Source organism: Nocardia sp. NPDC051990, from assembly GCF_040680755.1.
Classification (GTDB): Bacteria; Actinomycetota; Actinomycetes; order Mycobacteriales; family Mycobacteriaceae; genus Nocardia.
Genome location: NZ_JBFAXH010000001.1, coordinates 154,858 through 177,536, shown reverse-complemented (window position 1 = coordinate 177,536; position 22,679 = coordinate 154,858). Strand labels below are relative to the sequence as shown.

Annotated in this window: 17 protein-coding genes and 1 pseudogene; 9 read left to right on the top strand and 9 right to left on the bottom strand. The window is 65.5% G+C overall.

Going from position 1 to position 22,679, the window contains the following annotated elements; all coding sequences use genetic code 11:
• Positions 1–56: 56 nt before the first annotated feature.
• Positions 57–1,874 carry a protein kinase gene (locus AB0L63_RS00820; RefSeq protein ID WP_364492839.1) on the top strand — a complete coding sequence of 606 codons (1,818 nt, stop codon included), beginning with the start codon at positions 57–59 and terminating at the stop codon, positions 1,872–1,874.
• 197 nt (positions 1,875–2,071) lie between these two features.
• On the opposite strand, the gene AB0L63_RS00815 is transcribed toward AB0L63_RS00820, so the two are convergent.
• Complete coding sequence (locus AB0L63_RS00815; RefSeq protein ID WP_364492837.1) at positions 2,072–2,404, bottom strand: spore germination protein GerW family protein; 333 nt, start codon at positions 2,402–2,404, stop codon at positions 2,072–2,074.
• A 243-nt stretch (positions 2,405–2,647) separates the two neighbouring features.
• On the opposite strand from AB0L63_RS00815, the gene AB0L63_RS00810 reads away from it, so the two are divergent.
• Entirely contained in the window at positions 2,648–3,229 is a 582-nt protein-coding gene (locus tag AB0L63_RS00810) for a TerD family protein (RefSeq protein ID WP_364492835.1), read from the top strand.
• Positions 3,230–3,272: 43 nt separating this feature from the next.
• On the opposite strand, the gene AB0L63_RS00805 is transcribed toward AB0L63_RS00810, so the two are convergent.
• From AB0L63_RS00805 to AB0L63_RS00790, 4 genes and pseudogenes are all read right to left on the bottom strand, one after another.
• Positions 3,273–3,758 (bottom strand): glutathione peroxidase, encoded by a 486-nt coding sequence (locus AB0L63_RS00805; protein ID WP_364492833.1) that lies wholly within the window; start codon positions 3,756–3,758, stop codon positions 3,273–3,275.
• A pseudogene (locus AB0L63_RS00800) lies at positions 3,755–3,883 on the bottom strand (steroid C27-monooxygenase); the annotation flags it as partial. The pseudogene AB0L63_RS00800 and the gene AB0L63_RS00805, both read right to left, overlap by 4 nt.
• Positions 3,884–3,899: 16 nt before the next feature.
• Positions 3,900–4,316: an aldehyde dehydrogenase family protein gene (locus AB0L63_RS00795; RefSeq protein ID WP_364492831.1), complete on the bottom strand. Its 417-nt coding sequence runs from the start codon at positions 4,314–4,316 to the stop codon at positions 3,900–3,902.
• A 157-nt stretch (positions 4,317–4,473) separates the two neighbouring features.
• Positions 4,474–6,099 (bottom strand): acyl-CoA synthetase, encoded by a 1,626-nt coding sequence (locus AB0L63_RS00790; RefSeq protein WP_364492829.1) that lies wholly within the window; start codon positions 6,097–6,099, stop codon positions 4,474–4,476.
• A gap of 546 nt (positions 6,100–6,645) precedes the next feature.
• Here AB0L63_RS00790 and AB0L63_RS00785 point away from each other — a divergent pair.
• The 7 genes from AB0L63_RS00785 to AB0L63_RS00755 all read left to right on the top strand — a co-directional run bounded on the left by AB0L63_RS00785 (position 6,646) and on the right by AB0L63_RS00755 (position 14,391).
• A complete protein-coding gene (locus AB0L63_RS00785; protein ID WP_364492827.1) occupies positions 6,646–8,112 on the top strand; it encodes an FAD-dependent oxidoreductase in 1,467 nt (488 codons plus the stop codon).
• Positions 8,113–8,123: 11 nt separating this feature from the next.
• Positions 8,124–8,702: a TetR family transcriptional regulator gene (locus AB0L63_RS00780; RefSeq protein WP_364492825.1), complete on the top strand. Its 579-nt coding sequence runs from the start codon at positions 8,124–8,126 to the stop codon at positions 8,700–8,702.
• A gap of 113 nt (positions 8,703–8,815) precedes the next feature.
• A complete protein-coding gene (locus tag AB0L63_RS00775; protein WP_364492823.1) occupies positions 8,816–9,034 on the top strand; it encodes a type II toxin-antitoxin system HicA family toxin in 219 nt (72 codons plus the stop codon).
• Positions 9,031–9,429, top strand: coding sequence for a hypothetical protein (locus AB0L63_RS00770; RefSeq protein WP_364492821.1), 399 nt, complete (start codon positions 9,031–9,033; stop codon positions 9,427–9,429). Before AB0L63_RS00775 ends, AB0L63_RS00770 begins: the two co-directional genes overlap by 4 nt.
• Before the next feature lie 334 nt (positions 9,430–9,763).
• Complete coding sequence (locus tag AB0L63_RS00765; RefSeq protein ID WP_364492819.1) at positions 9,764–10,540, top strand: ABC transporter ATP-binding protein; 777 nt, start codon at positions 9,764–9,766, stop codon at positions 10,538–10,540.
• Between the two features lie 79 nt (positions 10,541–10,619).
• Entirely contained in the window at positions 10,620–13,148 is a 2,529-nt protein-coding gene (locus AB0L63_RS00760; protein WP_364492817.1) for an FtsX-like permease family protein, read from the top strand.
• A 445-nt stretch (positions 13,149–13,593) separates the two neighbouring features.
• Positions 13,594–14,391, top strand: coding sequence for a phosphatase PAP2 family protein (locus AB0L63_RS00755; protein WP_364492815.1), 798 nt, complete (start codon positions 13,594–13,596; stop codon positions 14,389–14,391).
• A 1-nt stretch (position 14,392) separates the two neighbouring features.
• On the opposite strand, the gene AB0L63_RS00750 is transcribed toward AB0L63_RS00755, so the two are convergent.
• The 4 genes from AB0L63_RS00750 to AB0L63_RS00735 all read right to left on the bottom strand — a co-directional run bounded on the left by AB0L63_RS00750 (position 14,393) and on the right by AB0L63_RS00735 (position 22,531).
• Positions 14,393–15,553 carry a VWA domain-containing protein gene (locus AB0L63_RS00750; protein ID WP_364492813.1) on the bottom strand — a complete coding sequence of 387 codons (1,161 nt, stop codon included), beginning with the start codon at positions 15,551–15,553 and terminating at the stop codon, positions 14,393–14,395.
• Between the two features lie 346 nt (positions 15,554–15,899).
• Entirely contained in the window at positions 15,900–18,458 is a 2,559-nt protein-coding gene (locus tag AB0L63_RS00745) for a DUF5682 family protein (protein ID WP_364493922.1), read from the bottom strand.
• Positions 18,459–18,572: 114 nt separating this feature from the next.
• Entirely contained in the window at positions 18,573–19,655 is a 1,083-nt protein-coding gene (locus AB0L63_RS00740; RefSeq protein ID WP_364493919.1) for an AAA family ATPase, read from the bottom strand.
• 14 nt (positions 19,656–19,669) lie between these two features.
• The gene (locus tag AB0L63_RS00735) at positions 19,670–22,531 is read right to left on the bottom strand and encodes an SWIM zinc finger family protein (RefSeq protein WP_364492811.1); all 2,862 of its coding nucleotides are present in this window, start codon (positions 22,529–22,531) and stop codon (positions 19,670–19,672) included.
• Positions 22,532–22,679 lie beyond the last annotated feature (148 nt).

The following is a 22,679-nucleotide window of genomic DNA, read 5'->3' as shown; positions in this document are numbered from 1 at the left end:
ATGCTGTACGCCGGCGCATCGGTGGGTCCCGGTGCGCGGCGGGAAGTGGAGCAGACATGCTGGCCAGCGGTGACGTATTCGTCGGTTATGTCATCGATCGGCAACTGGGTCGCGGTGGCATGGGTTCGGTGTACCTGGCGAAACATCCGCGACTGCCGCGGATGACGGCACTGAAGCTGCTGAATCGGGAGATGTTCTTCGACAAGGAGGTGCGGGCGCGATTCGAGCGGGAGGCGGATCTGGTTGCCCAGCTCGATCACCCGAATATCGTCACCGTGTACGACCGCGGCCTCGAGGATGAGCAGCTGTGGATCTCGATGCAGTACATCGACGGCATCGATGCCGCGTCGGTCGACCCCAAGTCGCTGCCGCCGGAGCGCGCGGTCCAGATCGTCAAGGAGACCGCCGACGCGCTCGACTACGCGCACAGCATGGGCGTGCTGCACCGCGATGTGAAGCCCGCGAATATCCTGCTGGCCCGCTCCGGCGGCGGGCGCGGTGAGCGGGTTTACCTGACCGACTTCGGTATCGCGCGGCTGCGCGACGACACCGGCCATCTCACCCAGACCGGCACCTTCACCGCCACCTTGGCCTACGCCTCGCCCGAACAGCTCACCGGCGCCTCGCTCGATCACCGATCGGATCAGTACTCGCTGGCGTGCTCGTTGTTCTGGTTGTTCACCGGGGCCGGTCCGTTTGCCGCGACCAATCCGGCGGCGGTGATCCAGGGACATCTGCAGGGCACACCCCCAGCATTGAGCAGCGTCCGTCCCGGCCTGCCGTACCAGCTGGACGCCGTGCTGGCCAAGGCGATGGCCAAGTGGCCCGATGACCGGTTCGCCTCCTGCTCGGAGTTCGCGCTGGCGGCCAAGCAGGCATTCACCAATCCGAGCGCACCGGCGATGCCGGTGGTCGGCGGTCCGCGCCCGGGTACCGGACCGGCGATTCCGGTGACCGGTACGCCGCATTCGGTGACGAACGGGCCGTATCCGCAGACCGCCGGACCGTATCCGCAGACCAGCGGCCCGTATCCGCAGACCAGCGCGCCGCCCGCCATGCAGCCGTTGGCGCCGACGATGGTCAATCTCGCTGCGCATGCCGCCCCAGGTCCGCAGCAGGTGCACGCCGCGCCGACCCAACAGCAGCCGCATCCGAGCAATCCGTACAACCAGCAGCCGCTCGGATTCGCGACCGCGCCCCGGCCGCCGATGAGCGGAGCGCTACCGCCCGGACCGCCGCAGCGCAAATCGAATGTCGGGCTGATCGTCGCGCTGTGCGTCGGCCTGGTCATCCTGTTGGTGATCGTGCTCGCGATAATCGGCATAGTCTCGGACGGCGGTTCATCGAACTCCGGCGGCGGCAGCAGCAGCACGACGACGACCGCGTCGACTTCGTCCGATAGCGGCAACGGCACGTTGAACGCGACGGCGGCCGCGATCAGCAAAGAGTTCCCGGCCATGGTGCCCGCCAGCGAATCCGCTTCGGTCGGTTACAACGGCGCGAAATGCAATGCCCACAAGACCGGTGACCTGACCCTGCCCACCCCGGGCACGCCCGACTTCGGCGCATGGACCGCGCAGTGGGATTGCTACGGCGGCGGTGACAACGACGATCCATTCTACACGATCTACGTCTACAACAACGCCTCCGATGTACAGGAGGCGTTGCGCAACCTGCCCGCCGATGCCACCAAGTCGACCGACATCAACGGTGGAAAGTCCTACACCAACTACAAATTCGTCAACGACGGGCCGAAGATCGTCACCGCGTTCACCGGCGACAGCAAGCGCGCCCAATTCCTCATGTACGCCGACGGCTTGACGGGCGAGCTGCACGATGTCCTGCGCTGGTGGCGTTCGGCCCCGCTGAACTGATCCGCAGAACCGGCGCGAAAAATGGCTCGCGCCCGGTTCTGCTCGGCACGTAAAAGCGGCGAGCCGTTCGTAAATTGCTCGATACCGCACACGAATTGGCCGACTGCGGCACCTTCACCCATGCCGCCGAACAACTCACCCAGACCGATCTCAACAACCTCTTCCGCCCCTGATCCTATCGGCCCTGTCCGAAAGGGCTACTGTGCCTGAAGTTTCGCGATGCGGGCACCGACAAGCAGTGCGGTCACCGCGACAATGCCGACCACCATGATCAGTCGGTTGATATCGACCGCGGGCTGCCAGCGCACCTGCCCGTCCTTGATGACATACGCCCCGACCGGCTTGGCGCCCATCCCGAAACCGCCACCGGATCCTTCCTGCCCGTCTTTGTCGCTGCCGCCCCCACCGCCGCCACCGGAGATCGCGGCCGCCGGAATCACCGTTGTGCCGTCTCGTTCGACCGGCTCCGCGAATGCGCGTTTCGCCGTCATCGAGTCCTTCGCGGTAGCAAGAATATCCGTGACATTCATCGCGCTTCCTCCCTTGTGCTCTCGACTTCGAATGACCGATCTGCCGGCTCCTGCCAGTGTCGGCCGGCGCCACGCGATGTGTGCAGGGCCGATGGACCCGCGCTGGTAGGTACAACGGCAACAATCGGCTCACAGCTCCACATAGCTGCGTTCGCAGGGAGGCGTGGTAGGGCGCCTTACGCGAGAATGAGCGGAAGCTGCTGTGCCCCATGGACTTGGCGAATTCGCTTGTACTGTGAAGAGATGATCACGCTCAAGAAGGAAGATGGTGCCGCCGATCTCAATGGCATCACCAAGCTGACGGTCGGAGTGAGCTGGGACCCGTCGGGGGGCACCAGCGGCGCTGCGCTCGGGATGCTGCGCCGCAAGCGCGGTGTGGATCTGGATCTGATCGCCATCCTCATGCAGGGCGCCGAACCGGTGCGTTTCGCCGGTCTCGACTCTCTCGACCCGCTGGGCAACGGTTCGGTCCAGCACACCGGCGACGAACAGACCGGCGCCGCCTCCGGCGACGACGAGGCGGTGCACGTCACCTTCGCGAATGTGCCCGAGGCCATCGACGCGATCATTTTCGTGGCCGCGGCATTCAAGAAGGGCTCATCGTTCGAGAAGGCCAACAACATCTCGTTCAAGATCTACGACGCGACCGGCGGCAGCACTCAGCAGGTGGCCGATATCTGGCCGTCGCTGCTCGGCACGGATAACGCCAATGCGGTGGCCAAGGCGTTCCGCAGCGGTGGTAGCTGGCAGCTCGAGGTGCTCAATCGCAAGGGCAAGGTCAAGCAGGGCGATAAGCAGGCCCTGCTGCATTTCGCCATGGCGTGAGCATGGGAGCCGGAGCTCGGGCGACGAGCTCCGGCCGCCATTGCTACAGAAGGGATTCGACCGCCGAGACGACCGCGGCGTCGTCAGGTGTGGTGCGCGGCCGGAACCGGCCGACCACCGCACCTTCGCGATCGATCAGGAATTTCTCGAAGTTCCACTGGATATCACCGGCCGTGCCCTCGGCATCCGCGGTCTGCACCAGTGCCTGGTAGAGCGGATGGCGGTCCTCGCCGTTGACATCGGTCTTCTCCAGCAGCGGAAATTCGACACCATAGGTGGTCGAGCAGAATTCCGCGATTTCCTCGGCGGTACCCGGCTCTTGGCCCATGAACTGGTTACACGGCACCCCGACCACGCTGAAGCCGCGGTCGCCGTAGGTCTGCTGAAGTTCGACGAGTCCGGTGTACTGCGGTGTCAGTCCGCACTTGGAGGCCACATTGACCAGCAGTACTGCCTTATCTCTGACCAGTTCGCCCAGTGTTGCCGGGTCGCCGGAGAGGGTTCGTAATGGAATGTCGCGGATGTTCATTCGTATCGGACCTGCCAGTTCTTGATGCCGTTGATCCACCCCGACCGCAACCGTACCGGATCGGCGACCTGGATGATCTTGGGCATTACATCGACGATCGCACTGAACATCACATAGATCTCCAGAGGATTGAACAGTGGTTCAGCGCAGCCTGAGTCGGCGCATGCGTCGCAGGGTTGTCAGCGTCGTCTTCAGCTGCTTCTCATAGGGCAGACCCGCGCGGGACGCCATCACCTGGCGCTTCTGCACACCGATATTCACGCTGTCGGTGTATTTCAGCAGGCCCTGATCGCCGTGCCTGGTGCCGACGCCGGATTGTTTGACACCGCCGGACGGGGTGCCCTTGGCGGCATAGGTGGTCACGAAACCGTCGTTGATATTGATATTCCCGGCCTCGAGTTGGGCGCCGATTCGATTGGCGCGGGCGAGATCTCGGCTCCAGACGCTGGCATTCAAACCGTAGCTGGTGTCGTTGGCGAGCCGGATGGCCTCCTGCTCGTCGGTGAACCGGTAGACGCTCACCACTGGACCGAAGGTTTCCGCGGTCGCGTGCGTCATCTCGGGGTGACATCGGTGAGGATCGTGGGTTCATAGATCGGTATTCATCGGACCTTCTCCGTGCTGACGGCAGATGCTCTTGAATTAGAACACGTTCTCGTCGTGGCTGTCCGGGCCTTGATGGGGATGACCTGGTCGAATGCCGGCCGAGCCATGGTCAACCCGCCTGATGATCCGGCGCGCGGCCGGTCGCGAACTCCCGTGCCCAACGGTAGTCGGGTTTGCCGCTCGGGGTCCGCGTGACGACGTCGGCGACCCAGATCTGCTTCGGCACCTTGTACCCCGCGAGATGTTTGCGCACATGGCGCTCCAGCGCGGCGAAATTCACCGGTCCGGTGCCCGCGATGGATACCACAGCCGCCACCTGTTGGCCCCAGCGCTCGTGCGGGACTCCGATCACCACGGCGTCGTAAATGGCCTCGTACGCCTTTACCACGCTCTCGACCTCTTCGACGAAGACCTTCTCACCGCCGGTATCGACGACCGTATTGCCGCGGCCGATCAGGGTTACCGCGCCGTCCGGCTCGACCCTGGCGCGATCGTCGGTCACCACAATCCGGGTGCCGTCGACCGTCTTGAACAGCCGCTCGGTTTTCTCCGGATCCTTGTAATAGCCGATCGGCGCCGAACCGGTCTTGGCGAGCCAGCCCTCGGAACCGGGTTCGACCTGCCGTCCGGCATCGTCGACCACGATCGTGCCGCGTCCGCTCTGTACGCGCGGACCGCGGCTGGGATGGTCGTCCTGCTGCGCGAAACCGATACCGGCGAAACCGGTTTCGGAGGAGCCGATGGAATCGGAGATCACTGTCGACGGAAACAGGTCCAGCAGTGCGTTTTTCACCGACTGCGACAGCAGCGCGGCACCGGAGCCGATGACGACGAGCGAGGATGCGTCCATCGGTGCGGCGCGATAGGCATCGATCAGCGGACGCGCCATGGCATCGCCGGTGATCACCATGATGCGCGGGCGTCGCCGTGCAACCACCTGCCACACCCGCTCGGCATCGAACTTGGGCTCGAGGATCACGGCATTGCCGGTCCACAGGGCGATGAAGGAGGGCATCATCGCGGCGGCGTGGATGAGCGGCGGCAAAACGAACCAGTTGCTCGGCTCGCCCGCCGCACCGACCCGGGACTGCTGATATTCGTCGGAAACCGGTTCGTTCGTGTAGAAGTCGATGCCGCCGCCGAGTACCCGCCACATATCCTCTTGCCGCCACATCACGCCCTTGGGTCGGCCGGTGGTGCCGCCGGTGTACATCATGAACAGGTCGTCCGACGTGCGTTCGATCGCGCGGCGGATGGGCGAGCCCGAGCGCAGGGCGCGCTCGTACGCTGTGGAAAGCCCTGCCGGGGTGGTGGTATCGGTGGGAATGCGGGTGGGGGGCCGGTCGTCGACGATCAGTAGGTGGATCGACGGCGTGTCGGCCAGTGCTTCCCGGGCCACGTCCGCGTATTTCTCATGGCACACAAGCGCTTCGAGGTCGGCATTGTCGTAGAGGTAGCCGAGCTCTTCGACCCCGTAACGGTAGTTGATATTGATCGGGACGGCGCCTGCCTTGAAACAGGCGATGAGGGTGGTCATGGTCTCGATGCCGTTGTGCATCTGGAAACCCACATGGGTACCGCGGCCGACGCCGATCGTGCCGAGATAGTCGGCGAGGCGATTCGCCCGGCCGTCGAGTTCGGCGAAGGAGAGTGCGAGATCGCCCTCGATCAGCGCGGTACGCTGCGGCATCGCGTCGACCGCATGTTCGAACAGGTCGGCGAAGTTGTGGGACATGGCAATTCACTCTCGGCGAATGACGATGAGCGGCAGCGGAATTTTGCGGTCGGTAAAGGTGAAGGCGGGGCAGGTGCTGATCCGGGTGCTTAGTCGTAGGGTTCGAAGGTCGGGGGCTCGAGTGCGGTGTCCGTCATCGCGATAACCCGATATTCGAGAACCAGTTCTCATCGATGACCGGTGTCATGGCAGCGATGGGAGACACATAGCTGGACATGTGTCTGGACAGTACCATCGGCGTACTGGAACCGACAGAGTTTTCCCTGAAAAATCCGTTATCGCAGAGCTGAACTTCGGGCTCGGTCTGTGTTACGGCCGGTGGCGCTCCTTGGAAAAGGTCTGGGCGGTTCTGAAGTGTCATTCTGAAACGAGTTCTTGCGCCGAGGTAGACGCCGAGACTATATTCCATACACCTGTCCAGGCGGTATCGGAGCATGCATGAATACGGCATCGCGCAGCGAATCGGTGAGCGGTGGTGGCCGGGCGGCGGGGGAGTCCGAATCGTCGGTGTTGTCCGAGGATGTGAGCAAGTGAGGAACCCGAAACATGTCTGATGCTACAAAGATCCGGCCGCTGCGCGCCGACGCGATCGCCGCATGGGATTTCGAGGCGGATGTCGTCGTCGCCGGATACGGCATCGCCGGAGTCTGTGCCGCCATCGAGGCCGCGCGCGCCGGCGCCGACGTGCTGATCCTGGAACGTACCGGCGGCTGGGGCGGTGCGGCGGCCATGGCGGGCGGATTTATCTACCTGGGTGGTGGCACCCCCTTGCAGCAGGCGCTCGGCTTCGAGGACACACCGGAGAATATGGAGACCTTCCTGCAGGCCGCGCTGGGGCCTGGACAGGATAGGGTCAAGATCGCGGACTATTGCCAGAACAGCGTCGAGCACTACAACTGGCTGGTTTCCTGCGGTGTGCCGTTCAAGGAGGAGTTCTGGGGTGAGCCCGGCTGGGAACCGCCGCACGACGAAGGGCTGATGTACTCCGGCGGCGAGAATGCCGCGCCGTTCAATGCGATCGCGAAACCCGCTCCACGCGGCCATGTTCCGCAAATGACGGATAAGCAGATCGGTGCCAAGAGCGGCGGCTACATGCTGATGAAGCCGCTCGCCGATACCGCCGAAAGTCTCGGTGTCCGTGTCGAATACGACATCCGGATCCGGCGGCTGGTAATCGACGAGACCGATCGGGTGGTCGGCGTCATTGCGACCCGCTTCGGCAAGCGGGTCGCGATTCGCGCCGAACGCGGGGTTGTGCTCGCCACCGGCAGTTTCGCCTACCACCAGCAGATGATCGAGGGCTATGCGCCGCGGCTGATCGGGCGGCCCGCCGCCGCCATCGAGGAACACGACGGCATCGGCATTCTGGTCGCGCAGGCGCTCGGTGCGGAGTTGGCGCATATGGACGCCACCGAGGTGGCGTTCTTCGGTGATCCGCAGCTGTTGGCGCGCGGCATTCTGGTCAACGGACGCGGTCAGCGCTATCTCCCGGAGGACACCTATCCGGGGCGGATCGGGCAGGCGACGCTGATCCAGCAGGAGAATCAGGCATTTCTGATCATCGATGAGGAGTCGCTCGAGGCCGCGCTGGCCACGGTGACATCCACACCGTTCTTCCGGCAGCCGCCGACGTGGGTGGCCGAGACGGTCGCGGAGCTGGAGTCCGATATGGGGCTGCCGGAGCGCGCATTGCAGGGCACCATCGACTGCTACAACCTGCACGCCGCCGATGGCAAGGATCCATTGCTCGGCAAGAAGCCGGAGTGGGTCAAGCCGATCGGCACCCCGCTCGCGGCCTTCGATATGCGCGGATTCACCGCGGGGTTCACCCTCGGCGGGTTGCACACCGATCTGGACTCGCGGGTGCTGCACGTCTCCGGCGAACCGATTCCCGGCTTGTTCGCCGCGGGACGCTGCACCTCCGGGCTCTGTGCTGGTGGCTATGTCAGCGGTGCGTCCCTCGGTGACGGCAGCTTCTATGGCCGGCGCGCCGGTCGGGCCGCCGCAAAGTAGGATCTGGACACATGTCCGAAAGCGAGTCCATCATCCTCGAGGCGACCCGGCGACGCCTCACCGAGAAGCAGGCCGACACAGTCGACAAGCTGACCAAGGCCGCAGTGGAAGTGCTTGCGCGCGAAGGCTTCGCTGGGATGACCATCCGCATGGTCGCCGCGGCGGCCGGCGTCGGCACCGCCACGGCATATACCTACTTCTCCTCCAAGGAACACCTCGTCGCCGAGGTCTTCTGGCGTCGCCTCCTCGCCAGCTCAGCTCCGGTCAGCGATGACCCGGATCCCACCATCCGGGTCATCGCCGAACTCCGCAATATCGCCATGCTGGTCGCCGACGAACAAGAACTCTCGGGTGCGGTGACCAGCGCCCTGCTCGGCTGCGATCCGGATGTGGCCCACCTGCGTGCGCGGATCGGGATGGAAATCCGCAAACGGCTGGTGCGCGCCCTCGGTCCCGACGCCGACCGGGACGTAGTCGAATCCCTGGAACTCGTCTACGCGGGTGCGCTGGTCCGCGCGGGTATGGGCTATGCCTCCTACTCCGAAATCGCTGACCGCATCGAGAAATCGGCGCTGCTCATCCTGAAGTAGCGGCTCCTGGTCACCGCTGGAATTTCGGCCTCCGCAAAGTGCGGCGATCGCGGCCGCACTAGACTGATGCTAGTGGGCTTGCCGAATTTCATGCTGTCGCGCTAGCGCGATTTGTGATCGCGGAGCAGCCGACCAGGAAAGTCCTCGAGGCGCTCGAGGAGGCCGGTTGGTCCCCGCTGCGCGATGGTGCCGGTAGGCACACCATCTACGGGTGTCCGACCAGCAAGCACGACGTGAGTGTTCCGGATGGCCACCGCACCATTTCGCCGGGTGTGGTCCGCACCATCAACAAGGCCGTTGACTCCTGCGATTGCCCGAAGGAGGAACAGTGAGTAAGGCTGTCACCTACGGCATTCACGCGAGCCGCGTTGGGCGATGGTGGGAAATCACTATCCCTGATGTGTATGGGCAAGATCCGTGTGGACAAGCACGACACCTGACCGACGTCGGCTATGAGGCGCGCACAATTATTGCCGCGAAGCTCGATGTTCCGCTCTCTCGGGTCGAGACGCATTTGATTGTCGACGACGTCGGCGACGCGCATGACCTGCAAATGCGCACGGAACGCATTGCCGAGCTTCGCGTGGAACTCGACCGCCTGTCGAACCAACTCAATGATGAACAGCGTGCTCTCGTGAAGGAGCTTCGACGCGAAGACGTTCCCGACGTCGATGTCGCAACTTTGCTCGGTGTAGCGCGCCAGCGAGTCGGACAACTGGCCAAGTGATACTGACAAGGAATACTCGGCCACCGGCCACGGCATCATGATCTCGCACGCCGTGCAGCTCGATGCCGACATCCTTGATTGCATCAAGGCATGAGACCATCCAGGAGATCCGCAAGGCGGACGGCACGGTCGCCGCGGAGATCGTCGGAGTGGGTGGTCTGCTCGATCGCACCGAGCGTGCCGGACGGGCGCGCGCTACTTCCGCGACCTCGCGCAGGATCCGGGGGTCTTCGGTCTGGGCGGGTCGGAATAGTTCTAAGGGTTCATTGTGACCTCGACGGTTGGGGGAGGTTCCGGATGGCGCGGGCGCGCGAGACCCGACAGACTGGGTTGCATGACTTCGCACGCCCTGGGTGCCGACCTCGAGCAAACGGCTGCCGCCACTACTGTGGCGGCTCGCGCCGTCGACCTGGTGAAGATCTATGGTCACGGTGATACACAGGTCAGGGCACTGGACGGGGTATCGGCCGAGTTCGTGAAGGGGGAGTTCACCGCGATCATGGGGCCCTCCGGATCGGGCAAATCGACTCTGATGCACTGCCTGGCTGGCCTGGACAGTGCCAGCACCGGAACCGTGCGGATCGGCGATACCGATCTCGCCGGACTCTCCGATAAGCAGATGACCCGGCTGCGGCGCGATCGCATCGGCTTCGTCTTCCAGGCATTCAACCTGGTGCCGACGCTGACCGCGCAGGAGAACATCACCCTGCCGCTGGATATCGCGGGCCGCAAGCCCGACCAGGACTGGCTGGATACGGTCATCAAGCGGCTCGGGCTCACCGATCGACTCACGCACCGGCCGAGCGAACTGTCCGGCGGGCAGCAGCAGCGGGTGGCGTGCGCGCGGGCGCTGGCCGGTAAGCCGGAGATCATCTTCGGTGACGAGCCGACCGGCAATCTGGACTCGCGTGCCTCGGAGGAGGTGCTCTCGATCCTGCGCGCGGCGGTGGACGAATTCGACCAGACGGTCGTCATCGTCACCCATGAGCCGCATGCGGCGGGATATGCCGACCGGGTGGTGTTCCTCGCGGACGGTCGCATTGTCGACGAGTTGCGTGATCCGACCGCCGAATCGGTGCTCGACAAGATGAAGTCGCTGGAGCAGGCATAGTGAGCGAGCGTCAGCGAGTGAACCAAAGACACAGCATGCCTTCGCGCACGACGGAGCCGAGCGTCAGCGAGGCGCAGTCATGAGCGGTAAACCGATGCGCAAGGTGGTCTTGCGCAATCTCGCGGCGCACAAGGTGCGCTTGGCGTTGACCCTGCTATCGGTGGTACTCGGCACCGCGTTCATCGCAGGCTCATTCGTGTTCACCGATACGCTTCAGCGGACCTTCGACGGGATCTTCGCCAATCAGGCCAAGGGCGTCGATGTGCGGGTGAGCCCGCAGAAGCAACAGGCACAGGGCATTCCGCTCAGTGTCGTCGATCAGATCTCGAAGATGGATGGGGTGCGGGCGGTCGCGCCGAGCGTCAACGGACCGCTGGTGCTGCTGTATCCGGACGGTAAGAAGGCCGTACAGACCGGTGGCGCACCGACTTTCGGTCAGTCCTACCTTCCGCCGGATAAGGCGGTCGCCGAACCGGATAAGTTCGTGCAGGGCGTCCCACCCGCGCACGAGGGCGAAATCGCGCTCAATACCGGTGGCGCCGAACGCGCGGGTCTGCATGTCGGTGACAAGACCAAGGTGCTGATTCCCTCACACGGCAACCCGATCGACGTCACCCTCAGCGGAATCTACGAAGTCTCCTCTGATACCGGTGGATTCATCGGCGTGTTGTTCGACGACGCGCAGGCGCGCCAGCTGTTCACGGACGGCTCGCATGTCGCCTACGTCGATATCGCGGCCGCCGGTATATCGGGCGACGAATTGCGCGACAAGATCGCCAATGTCCTGGTGGATTACAAGGTGCAGAACGGCGATCAGGTGCGCGCCGATCTGAAAAAGGAAGTCTCCGACGCGCTCAACTTCATCAATTACTTCCTGCTCGCCTTCGGTGCGATCGCACTGATCGTCGGCACCTTCATCATCTACAACACCTTCTCGATGATCGTGGCCCAGCGGTTGCGTGAGCTAGCGCTGTTGCGCGCCGTCGGCGCGAGTCGACAACAGGTCGGCCGATCCGTGGTGGTGGAGGCGCTGGTCATCGGATTGATCGGCAGCGCGATCGGTTTGGCGGGTGGCATCGGTCTGGCCTTCGGACTTTCGGCACTGCTCAATGCGTTCGATCTCGGCCTGCCGACCGGATCATTGACCGTGCTGCCGCGCACGGTGATCGTCGGACTGTTCATCGGGCTGCTGGTGACGGTGGTCAGCGCCTATGCGCCCGCTCGCCGCGCCGCCAAGATCCCGCCCGTGGAAGCCATGCGTGAGGAGTTCGCCTCGACCGGTGAATCGCTGCGGCTGCGGACCGGGATCGGCATTGCGCTGGCCGTCGCGGGTGTGGTGCTCGTGGTACTCGGTGCGCAGAAGACCGGCGGCCATGCCGCGTTGACGGTCGGGGTCGGCGCGCTCGGCCTGATCTTCGCGGTACTGCTCGCGGCGCCCGCGCTGTCGCGGCCGGTGGTGGGCGGTCTCGGGGTGTTACTGCGGCTGTTCGGACCGATCGGCCGGATGTCGCGCAATAATGCCGCGCGCAACCCACGGCGCACTGCCGCAACGGCTTTCGCGCTCACCCTCGGTCTGATGCTGGTGACCGCGATCGGCATGCTCGGCGCATCGGCGAAGGCCAGCGTGGGCGTGCTCGTCGATAAGGGCGTGAAGGCCGACTATGTGCTGGCCGGACCGCCGATGATCGGTGTGCCGCTCGGCGCGGGTGATGCCGTGCGCAAATCGGTGCCCGGGGTGGCGGATGTGGTCGGCTTGCGCGGCGTCGCGTTCAAGATCGGCGACGAGCAGGTCGGCGGCACCGAATTCGACGGCTCGCCCGACAGTGTCATCAACTACAACATGATCGAGGGCACCAGCACGCTGGGTGATCACGACGTCATGGTGTCGGAGAACGAGGCCGGTAAGCGCGGCTGGAAGGTCGGCGATCAGGTCAGCGTGACGAGCCTGGGGTTCAAGAAGATTCCGGTCAAGGTGGTCGGCATCTACAAGAAGACGCCGCTGCTCGGCCAGCTGGTGGTGCCGCCGGCCATGTACGAAGAAGTGATGCCGGCCAACTTCCGGACCAACCTGTTCATGTTCGTCAAGGCCGAGCCCGGTGCCGATCTTACTCAGATGCGGACCGATCTGGAGAATGCGACCGAGCAGTTCGTCGTGGTTCAGGTCCAGGACCGGGAGGAGTTCAAGGGCGCGCAGGGCAAGCAGATCAATACGCTGCTCGCCATCCTGTACGGACTGCTCGCGCTCGCGGTCGTGATCGCCATTCTCGGTATCGTCAATACCCTTGCGCTATCGGTGGTGGAGCGGCGTCGGGAGATCGGCATGTTGCGTGCGGTCGGTATGCAACGGGCGCAGGTGCGCCGGACCATCTATCTGGAATCCATGCTGATTGCGGTATTCGGTGCGATTGTCGGGATGCTGCTTGGACTCGGTCTCGGTGTCGGCTTCCTGCGGACTCTGCGTGACATGGGTATCGACGAGATCGCCATCCCGTGGAACCAACTGGTGCTGGTGCTCATCAGCTCGGCCGTGGTCGGTGTGCTCGCCGCGCTGTGGCCGGGCATCCGGGCCGCCCGTACGCCACCGTTGGCCGCCATCGCGGATCTGTAGGTCTACCTCGGGAAATAGGCGGCGTTCCACTTCGCCGCCAACGCTCCAGAGGTGTCGCTCGGCGCAGTGCCGATGGTGCCGCCGACCGTGGCTCGGCGTACACCGAGGTCACGCAGGTCATCGAGGGACAGTGCGTTGCCGGGTCAGGCCGATCCCCACATTCGATGCCGAAGTCCGCGGCCAAGCGTTCGATGATCGGACCGGCATCGAGCGTGGTGCGCTACTCGGGCGGGATTCCGCGGTGGCCGTAGCGGAGTCGACACCATCCACGAACCGCATGGCGATCCACAGCTGTGTCTGCCAGGTCACAATGTGCTGAGTCTTGCTAACGACTGATGCTACGTTAAACGGAGGTTGTTATTCCGCTTAACGTAGATGGCGGCCCAGGGTTGGATGGGGAAGGAGGCCGCTGGCAATGGTGGCAGTGGGTCTCGGTGGTCCGAACGTGGATTTTTCACCCGCGTTGCGCGGCATCGCCGAGAAGATGCGGGCGGCGGTGCACGGTCGGGGCGGCGAGGCGGTTCGACAACTCGCCGTGATCACCGTGCTCTATCTGGCCTATCGGGTCGGGCGGATGAGCACCGCCGACAACACCGTGGACGCACTCGGCAATGCCAGGGCCACGCTCGAGTTCGAGGATAGGCTCGGGCTGCCGGAGGAGACTACGGTGCAGGCGGTATTTCTGTATCGAGATTTTCTCGCGGTACCGGCCAATTTCTATTACGCCACTGCACATTTCACGGTGGCGGTCGGGGTGCTGTTGTGGCTGTGGGTTTTCCGGCTGGAGCACTATCGCTGGACTCGCAATCTGATGGTGGCATTGACTGGAGCCGCGCTGGTAGTGCATGTGCTGTTACCGCTCGCGCCGCCGCGCATGCTGCCCGAATACGGATTCGTCGACCTTGCTGCCTTGCATGGCCAATCCGTCTATGGCTCACCGGATTCCGGCGGACTCTCGAACCAGTTCGCGGCAATGCCCTCACTGCATGTCGGGTGGGCCTTGCTACTGGCCTTCGCCCTGGTCGCGGCGACCCGCAGTTCCTGGCGATGGTTGGCGCTCGCGCATCCGGTGCTCACCGCGGTGGTTGTGGTCGGGACCGGCAATCACTACTGGCTCGACGCGATAATCGCGGTTGTGCTGCTCGGGTTGGCAGCGCTGCTGCATCCGCTGGTGGTGCCTGCCTCGGCCACGGCGTGGGGTGTGATGGGGCCGGTGGGTCCGCAGCCGGTGCCGACGCGCTGACTCAGCTGGTTCCGGCATTCCGGTTGGCCCAGGCTTGGATATCGCCGCGGTCCAGGGCCAGGGCGAGCAGGTCCGGGAACTTGTCGGGGGTGCACGCGAAGGCCGGGATGCCGAGGGCGGCCAGAGCCGCGGCGTTGTCGTGGTCGAAGGCGGGAGCGCCGTCGTCGGAGAGGGCGAGCAGGACGACCACCTGGACGCCGGATTCCCGCATGGCATTCACGCGGCGCAACATCTCCTCGCGGATGCCACCTTCGTAGAGATCGGAGATGAGGACGAACAGGGTGTCGGCGGGGCGGGTGATGAGGGATTGGGCGTAGGCGATGGCGCGGTTGATATCCGTGCCGCCGCCGAGTTGGGTGCCGAAGAGGACCTCGACGGGATCGGCGAGTTGTTCGGTCAGGTCGACGACCTCGGTATCGAAAACGACCAGGGACGTTTTCAGCGAGCGCATGGAGGCCAGGACCGCGCCGAAGACCGAGGCATAGACCACGCTGGAGGCCATCGAGCCGGATTGATCGATGGCGAGGACGACATCGCGGCGCACCGCCTGCGACTTGCGACCGTAGCCGACCAGGCGTTCGGGCACCACCGTCCGATGCTCGGGGAGGTAGTTGGCGAGATTCTTGCGGATGGTGCGATCCCAGTCGATATCGCGCAGCCGAGGTCGGGTGACGCGGGCGGCGCGATTCAGCGCGCCGGAGACGGCGGCGACGGTATGCGCGGCAATGCGCTGTTCGATGTCGCGGACCACCTTCTCGACCACCATTCGCGCTGTCGCCTTGGTGGTTTCGGGCATGACCCGATTGAGGCTCAGCAGGGTGCCGACCAGGTGTACATCGGGTTCCACCGCTTCCAGCAATTCCGGTTCCAGCAGAAGTTGGGTCAGATTGAGGCGATCGACGGCATCGCGCTGCATGACCTCGACGACGGTGGATGGGAAGTAAGTGCGGATATCGCCGAGCCAGCGGGCCACCTTCGGCGCGGAGCCGCCGAGTCCGGCGGAGCGCTTACCGGAGGTCTGGTCGTCGGTGTTGTAGACCGCGCCCAAGGCTCGGTCCATCGCCTCGTCGTCTGCGGAACCCAAACCGCCGAGGGGTTGTTCGGCGGCGGTGCCGAGTACCAGACGCCAACGCCTGGCCTGGGTTTCATCGATCGCGTTCATCCGGTCACTCCGGGGAGGTAGGTGGCGGCAGGATGCCGCCACATCGTGGTACGGGCCGAGTGCGGTATTGCCGGATCGCCTTCGGCTGCTCGCGGACTGCCTCCCCTGACCGCGGCATCGGACGCTGCGGCGAGGCGAATTCGTGCGCGTGGTGCTGCCGGACCGGCAGGCGCAATTCCCGACGGTCTCGGGTCCCTGTAGTGCGCCCGCAACCGGGTCCCGGTGCGTTGCTTCATCCCGACGCTCCCGAGAGTTCCGGCGTCCGTGCGCATGGCGATGGGCATCGAGGGCCATGCCGACGCCCATGTACGTTGCGGCGAGCTGTACTGGCGTGGGTCGCGCGGACTCATACCCGCACCCCCAAGATATCCGCGACCGTGCGCATGGCGACGAGTCCTCGTTCCACATCGAAGGTCGTGTTCTCGTCGGCCCGTGATGCGCCAGAGCCACCGTCGCGGACCGCCTGGCCGATGGCGCGGCGCTCGCCGGATTCGAAGGCCCCGAAGGTACGGCGGAGCAGCGGCAGGATTTCGACGAACATATCGTCACCGAGTCCGCGGAGCCAATCGTCGATGAGCCGCAACAACTGTCGGTCGTGGACCAGCAGCAGACCGCGACCACCGAGGAACCCGTCGATCCAGGCGGCCTTGGCGGCGGCGGTATTGCCGATCGAGAGTGCGGCGGAAAGCCTACGTGTGGAATCGGATTCGTCGATGCGACCGGCATCGGCGAGCAATCGGACGGCGCGGCCGACGAGGGCGCCGTGCACGTCATCGCGATCGGCGAGGCGATGCAGGGCGGCGAGCCATTCGCCGCTGGCCCAGTCGTCGTCGCGGGTGTGGATGGCGGTGTGCGCGGCATCGAGTTGGGTGCGGAGTTGTTCGGCGGCTTCGGTATCGAGGCCGGTGACCGCGCCGGGCAGGCCGGCACAGATCCGCACGAGCAGACCGTCGGCAACGTGGGTGAGTGTCTTGATATCGGTGCCCCGGACGTCGCCGTAGCGCAGCGTGCGGGTCAGGTTGGGGAGGGCGGCGAGCAGATGGGTTATGTCGTGGTCGAGTGCTGCGGTCGATTCCAGGCGGGTGATCAGGCCGTTGATGGCGTCGCCGAGGTCGGCGAGGAATGCGACCTCCAGTGCGGCGGTGAGCTTGCCGACGGTCCGGTCTTCGCGAGCGGCGGTATCGAGGATTTTGGCTTCCGCCGCGGTGCGGATGGTGGTGCCCCAACGGGAGGCCTCGATGATCGAGACGGCGAATTCGGGCCGCCACCGCAGGACCCAGGATTCGCGGAAGGTGCCGGTGCTGCGTATTTCGCCGGTTGTCGGTGTGCCCCAGTCGATTCCGAGTACGCGCAACCGGTGTAGCAGCCGGGAGCGCTCGACTTCGCGCTCCTTGCGCAGGTCGAGATCGAGATTGCGGGACAGGGCTTCCTGCTTCAGCCGCAGCGTCCGGATCCGGGCACGCAGATCGGCATCCAGCGGAACGGTCGGCGTGCCATCGGGAACAGCGCCGAGCACCTCGCCGACCACCAATTCGGACGCGACGAGCCGCAGCATCGTCTCATCGCCTGCGCACATCACCGACCGCACCGCCTCGGTGACCTCCGCCAACCCGGCCAGCGGCCGAGCCCGCAGCGCCGCGAGTGTGTCGGCGAGCCGGACGGATTCGATGATGTGCGCACTCGAGACCGGCAAATCGTGCGCGCGCAACACCCCCGCCACCTTCGTCAGCCAACGCGCGATCGGCTGCTCGGTCTCGGTGAACAGGTGGTGATACCAGCCTGGCGAGGGGATTCCGGCACCGTATCCCGAGGTCGTCGCCAGCCGGGAATGCGTCCACGGCACCCAGGTCACCGTCGCCTTCGCCTTCGCAAGACCCTTGAGCAACTTGGTATCGGCCGTCGCCGGCCCTAACTTTCCGGCCAACACCGGTGCATGCCACGCCCCACACACCACCGCAAGCCGCTGCGCTCCCTCCTTCAACGCCTTACGCATCGTCTGTCGCATATACGCCTCACGCCGCAAGGTGTGCGCGTCGATGCCGAAGGGCTCACACTCGGCATCTTCGAGCCCGACCGCTTCGCCGACTGTGTCGCCGCGCGCCGGGTTGTCGCTGGCCGATCTTTGTGCGGCATGGCCTGACAGGTCATCGGATGCCGGGCGCGTGGTAGGGACTCGACTCTCAGCCGCCGCGTGTGCACTGTTGGTGTCAATCTCGATTGCTGCGTCGTCGGTCCGCGGGCGGTCGCTGGTCGACTCATCATGTGCAGTGGACGGGGGTTCGTCGTCGGGCTCGACCGCCTCGCCGCCAGCGCCACCGGTGGCCGAGCGATCACCCAGCGCGCTATCGCGCTCCTGGTCCGGCGGTTGCTCCGGCGAAGGGGTTTCGGTTGTGGCCGTGGCAGTTCCGGGTGTGAACATGCCTCGTTCAGTGGCCTCGCGCAGCGCACCCATCGCCTCGGTGATCGCCTCGAAAGCGTCCGCGTCGGCGGCGGATTCGACCACCGCGTCCCACCAACGCTCGGCATCGTCGTAGCCAGCGGCGGCGGCCAACTCGGCGAGCGGGTCGATGCGGTCGCCTGGTTCGTCCTCGGCGGCCAGGACATTGGTCGCGGGCAGATCGCAGAACCGTACCGGAACCGCGTGTTCCACCGCATAGCGCAGCGCCTGCCATTCCGGCGAGAACACCGCATACGGCCAAAACGCGGCCTTGGCGGGCTGGTCCGGCACATAGGCCAGTAGTGCGACGGGCGGCGACATTCCCTCGGCCGCAACGTAGCCGACCAAGGGGTCGGCATCGGCCGGGCCCTCGATCAGAATGGCGTCGGGGCGAAACTGCTCCAGCGCGGTGCGCAGGGATCTGGCCGAGCCCGGGCCGTGATGGCGGATGCCGAACACACGGGTCACCGGATCTGTCGGGGCGGCGCTGCGTTGGTCGTCGTCGGCCGTGTTCGTCGTGCTCACCATGTCACCCCCGGTTGCGCATGCGGTGTGTTCGGATCAGTCGGCGGCATTGCGCCCTCATCCGGTGACCTCGCGGCAGGCGCGATAGAAGTCGGACCACTCCGGGCGTTCGCGCACAACGGCTTCCAGATATTCGGTCCAGATGACGGCGTCGGCCACCGGATCCTTGATGACCGAGCCGAGTACCGCGCCCGCGATATCGGATGCCCGCAAGGTGCCATCGCCGAAATGCGCCGACAGGGCAATGCCATTGGTGATCACCGAAATCGCCTCGGCGGTGGAGAGCGTGCCGGAAGGGGTCTTGAGTTTGGTGCGGCCGTCGGCGGTCATACCGGAGCGCAATTCGCGGAAGACCCGCACAACCCGGCGCACCTCCTCGGCCGCGGTCGGAACCGTCGGAAGTTCGAGTGCGGAGCCGAGCTGTTCGACGCGGCGGGTCACGATGGCGACCTCCTCGTCCTCATTGGCCGGCAGCGGTAGCACGACGGTATTGAAACGGCGGCGCAATGCGGAGGACAGGTCGTTGACGCCACGGTCGCGGTCATTGGCGGTGGCAATGACATTGAAGCCCTTGGCGGCCTGCACCTCCATCCCGAGCTCCGGTACCGGCAGCGTCTTTTCGGACAGCACGGTGATCAGCGCATCCTGCACATCGGACGGAATACGGGTGAGTTCTTCGATCCGGGCAATGGCACCGCGGCGCATCGCGGTCATGACCGGCGATGGCACCAGCGCACCTTCGCTCGGTCCCTCCGCGAGCAGCCGCGCATAGTTCCAGCCGTAGCGGATCGCCTCTTCTGCAGTGCCCGATGTGCCCTGTACGAGCAGCGTCGACGCACCGCCGATCGCCGCCGAAAGGTGTTCCGATACCCAGGTTTTCGCGGTGCCCGGCACGCCGAGCAACAGCAGCGCCCGATCCGTCGCCAGCGTCGCGACCGCCACCTCCATGAGGCGGCGCGGTCCGACGTATTTGGGGGTGATCACCGTCCCGTCGTCGAGCGTGCCACCGAGTAGATAGGTGACCACCGCCCACGGTGACAGTTGCCACGACGGCGGCCGCGGCCGATCGTCGATCGCGGCCAGTGCGCGCAGTTCCTCGGCATAGGCCTGTTCGGCATGCGGACGCAACAGCTCCGGCATCGAATCGGTAGTGGTCACTGCAACTCCTCGAGCATCATCGAGCGGTGGTTGAGGTCGTGGGCGAGCTGATCGAAGGCTCGCTCCCAATCAGGATCGGCACAGCGGCGTGCCACCGAGGTGGCCGTCCGCGCCGCGGAGACGGGCAAGTGCACGGCCGCCGCGGACAGCAGCGACCGATGTGCGCTCGGGCCAGTGCCATGCGCTTCGGGGCGTTTGGCCGCGGCACGTGCGCGTTCGAACAACAACAGAATCAGGTGTTGGGCAAGGGGTTCCGGCCACGGATGGCCCATCGCTGGTAGCAATGCCTCGAGCTCGGAGAGCCACGAGCCGTCCAGTTGCAGCAGATGCCGGGTGCGATCGGGCAGCGGTAGCAGTGCGAATAATTCGCGTCGCCGCAGCATCGCCAGATCGGTCGGCACCCCGGCATCGAACAGTGCCCGTGCCCAGGTCGGATCATGTTGTGCCAGTGCGGCATCCACCCAACCGTCGAATAGCGGTTGCCGGAACCGGTCACTGATCTTGGCCAGGGTGGCCTTATCCGGTGCGCCGAGTTCGGACGCCCAGTGTGTCAACGGTGTCGCCGCGACGAGTTGCCGCAGGCGACCTGCCCGCAGATCCGGTGCGCCGTCCCAGCGATAGGTGAACTCCACGGTGCGGTCGGTAATGCCGTCCCTGCGGTCGGCATCGTCGAGCTCCTCCGGCACACGGACAACCAGATTCGGATGCAGCAGCGAATGTTCGACCGTGACCCATGCGCTCGCGCGCCGAGTCATGCGCTGCGTGAATGCCGAATCCGCCAGCAGTGGAAGCAATCCGGCCGCGACTCTGCGCACATCCGATCGCCGGTCGTCCAATGCCGTCTCCAGCAGCGGTTCGTCGTCGGCCGAAATCCCCTCGGCGAGGAGGGCCAATAGCTCCGCTTTCAGCGGACCGGATTCCTTCGGCCAAGACGCGGTCAGTGCCACACGTGCGGCCTTGGCATCCCGATGGCGCAGAGCGGTGAGCCATTCGCGCCGTTCGGGCGGCTGGCCGAACTGCCAGCTCTGCTCTGTCGATGCATCGGACGGTGTTTGCCGCACCAGGTCGCGCCAGTCCGGATGCTGGTCGGCCAGCCAGCGGCCGCGGGTTCCGGCCAGGCGCAATAGCGGCTCGCGCAGTTCGGTATCGGCCTTCGCCTGCGCGAGCAGTAGCGCGCACAGTGCGTCCGGGGCGCGATAGTCGCCTGGTGCTGCAGTCGCGAACCATTCGGGCAGGAAGGCGGACCGATCCCGCAACATGCGGGCGAGGCGGGATGCCGCGGCCCGGGGCAGGAGTCGTCGGGCGTCGTCCGCAGCGGGTTCGGGCTTGGTTGCCGTGCTGACGGATACGCCGCCGCACGCGAAAGCGCCACGCAGCGCGGCGGATTCGAGCAGCAGCAGTGCCGGATCGGTGCGCAACCGGGTCGCGGCGGCGGCCACCGGAGCCTCGAGCCGCGCGGGATCGGCCGCCCTGCGGGCCGTGCCGAGCAGCGCGACCGAGGTCAGCTCCGCCGACGCCGGTGCGGCGGGCGCATTCGACGCCGCATGTGTGCCGAACTCCGCGCTGCCGACATCGATGACCTCACCCGCGGTGAATACCGAGATCGGCACCAATCCGGCCACACTCCATTCGGCGGCCAGCGTCACCGGATGTCCGCCGGACACCCCGAGCAGTCGCCACGGCTGCTCGGTGGCCGCGACCGGTAGCGCCGTGCCGCCGGATTCGGTGATGTACCAGCCATTTTCGGTCCATACTGGCGTGACATCGGTGAGCAGCACCGGTCGAAATCGCAGCCATGGATCGCCAGCGAGCGCCTCGGCATATTCGGTCAATGCGGCGGCGATCGACCTATCGGCGACCGGCAGCGTGGTGAACGGTTCGGCCGGGCCGTGCCGTTCACCCCAGAGTGCTCGCAGCGGCGCGCCGCCAGGGTAGTAGTGCAGATCCGCTTCGGCCATCATGCCGGGCAGTGGCACCTCGGCCGAGAAGCTCGGTGCACCGAAGGAGTGCTCGAGCAGCAGGCCGCAGCGTCGAGTTCGCCTGCCGTACAACCACGTTCGGCGCGTATAAAGCCGCTCTTCCTCGCTGGTCCGGATGCCGAGTACCTGCCACTGGTCCCGGACCGCCGGTTCGGCACGCACGGATTCGCTCGACGTCGGATAGCCGATATGGGTGCGGACACTGGCCCGCAGCTCGGGCGACAATTCGTCGAGGCGGCGATGCGCAGCGATCAGCAGATGCAGCCGCGCGTACTCGGCGAGTACGACATCGGGCCAGTCCGCCCTGGTCACCACCGTGTTCGGCAGCTGACGCAGTGCGGCGGCGACACCGGGAGCCTGCGCGTCGATCATGCGTGCCGCGATCGCCTCGAAAGCGCGAAACGAGCGATCGGACTGGGCCAGCCCGGTGCGCACCTGATCGCCGAGCCAGATATCGAGTTCCGCCAGACCTGCCGTCACCCGCACTCGCCGCTGTTCCGCGGTCGCCGGATCGGCCGTGCGGGCCTGCGGGTCGGTGGCGGGCTTGGCCGCGCGGACCACGCGTGCGTCGATCCATTCCGCCGCGAAGTCCGCGATCGCGCTCGCCGCGGCGACCGCACCGCCCGACCAGGCGAGCAACAGCGACAGTGCGTGCTTGCACGGGAACTTGCGGCTGGGACATGAGCACTTGTACGCCGGACCCGCCAGATCCACGATCGTCTGATACGGCTTGGCGCCGCTGCCCTGACACCGGCCCCACAGCACGGTGTCGAACTGCCCGGTGCCGTGCCAGCGCCCGGCGAGCTTGCGCGCGGCGGATAGCGAGCTCGCATCCGGTGCGAGCGCGCTGACCTGCTCCTCGGTCCACGGCGCGGTCATATGATGGCTCCCGCCTGGTTCATCCGGCGGCCCCGGATCGGCTGTATGTCATGTCTTCCCCCGTTATTCGGTTGCCGAATTTCTATCGCAGCCCACCGACAAGTTACGTGGTGAGCGCGTATTTCTCTGGAATACGCTGCGCGGATGA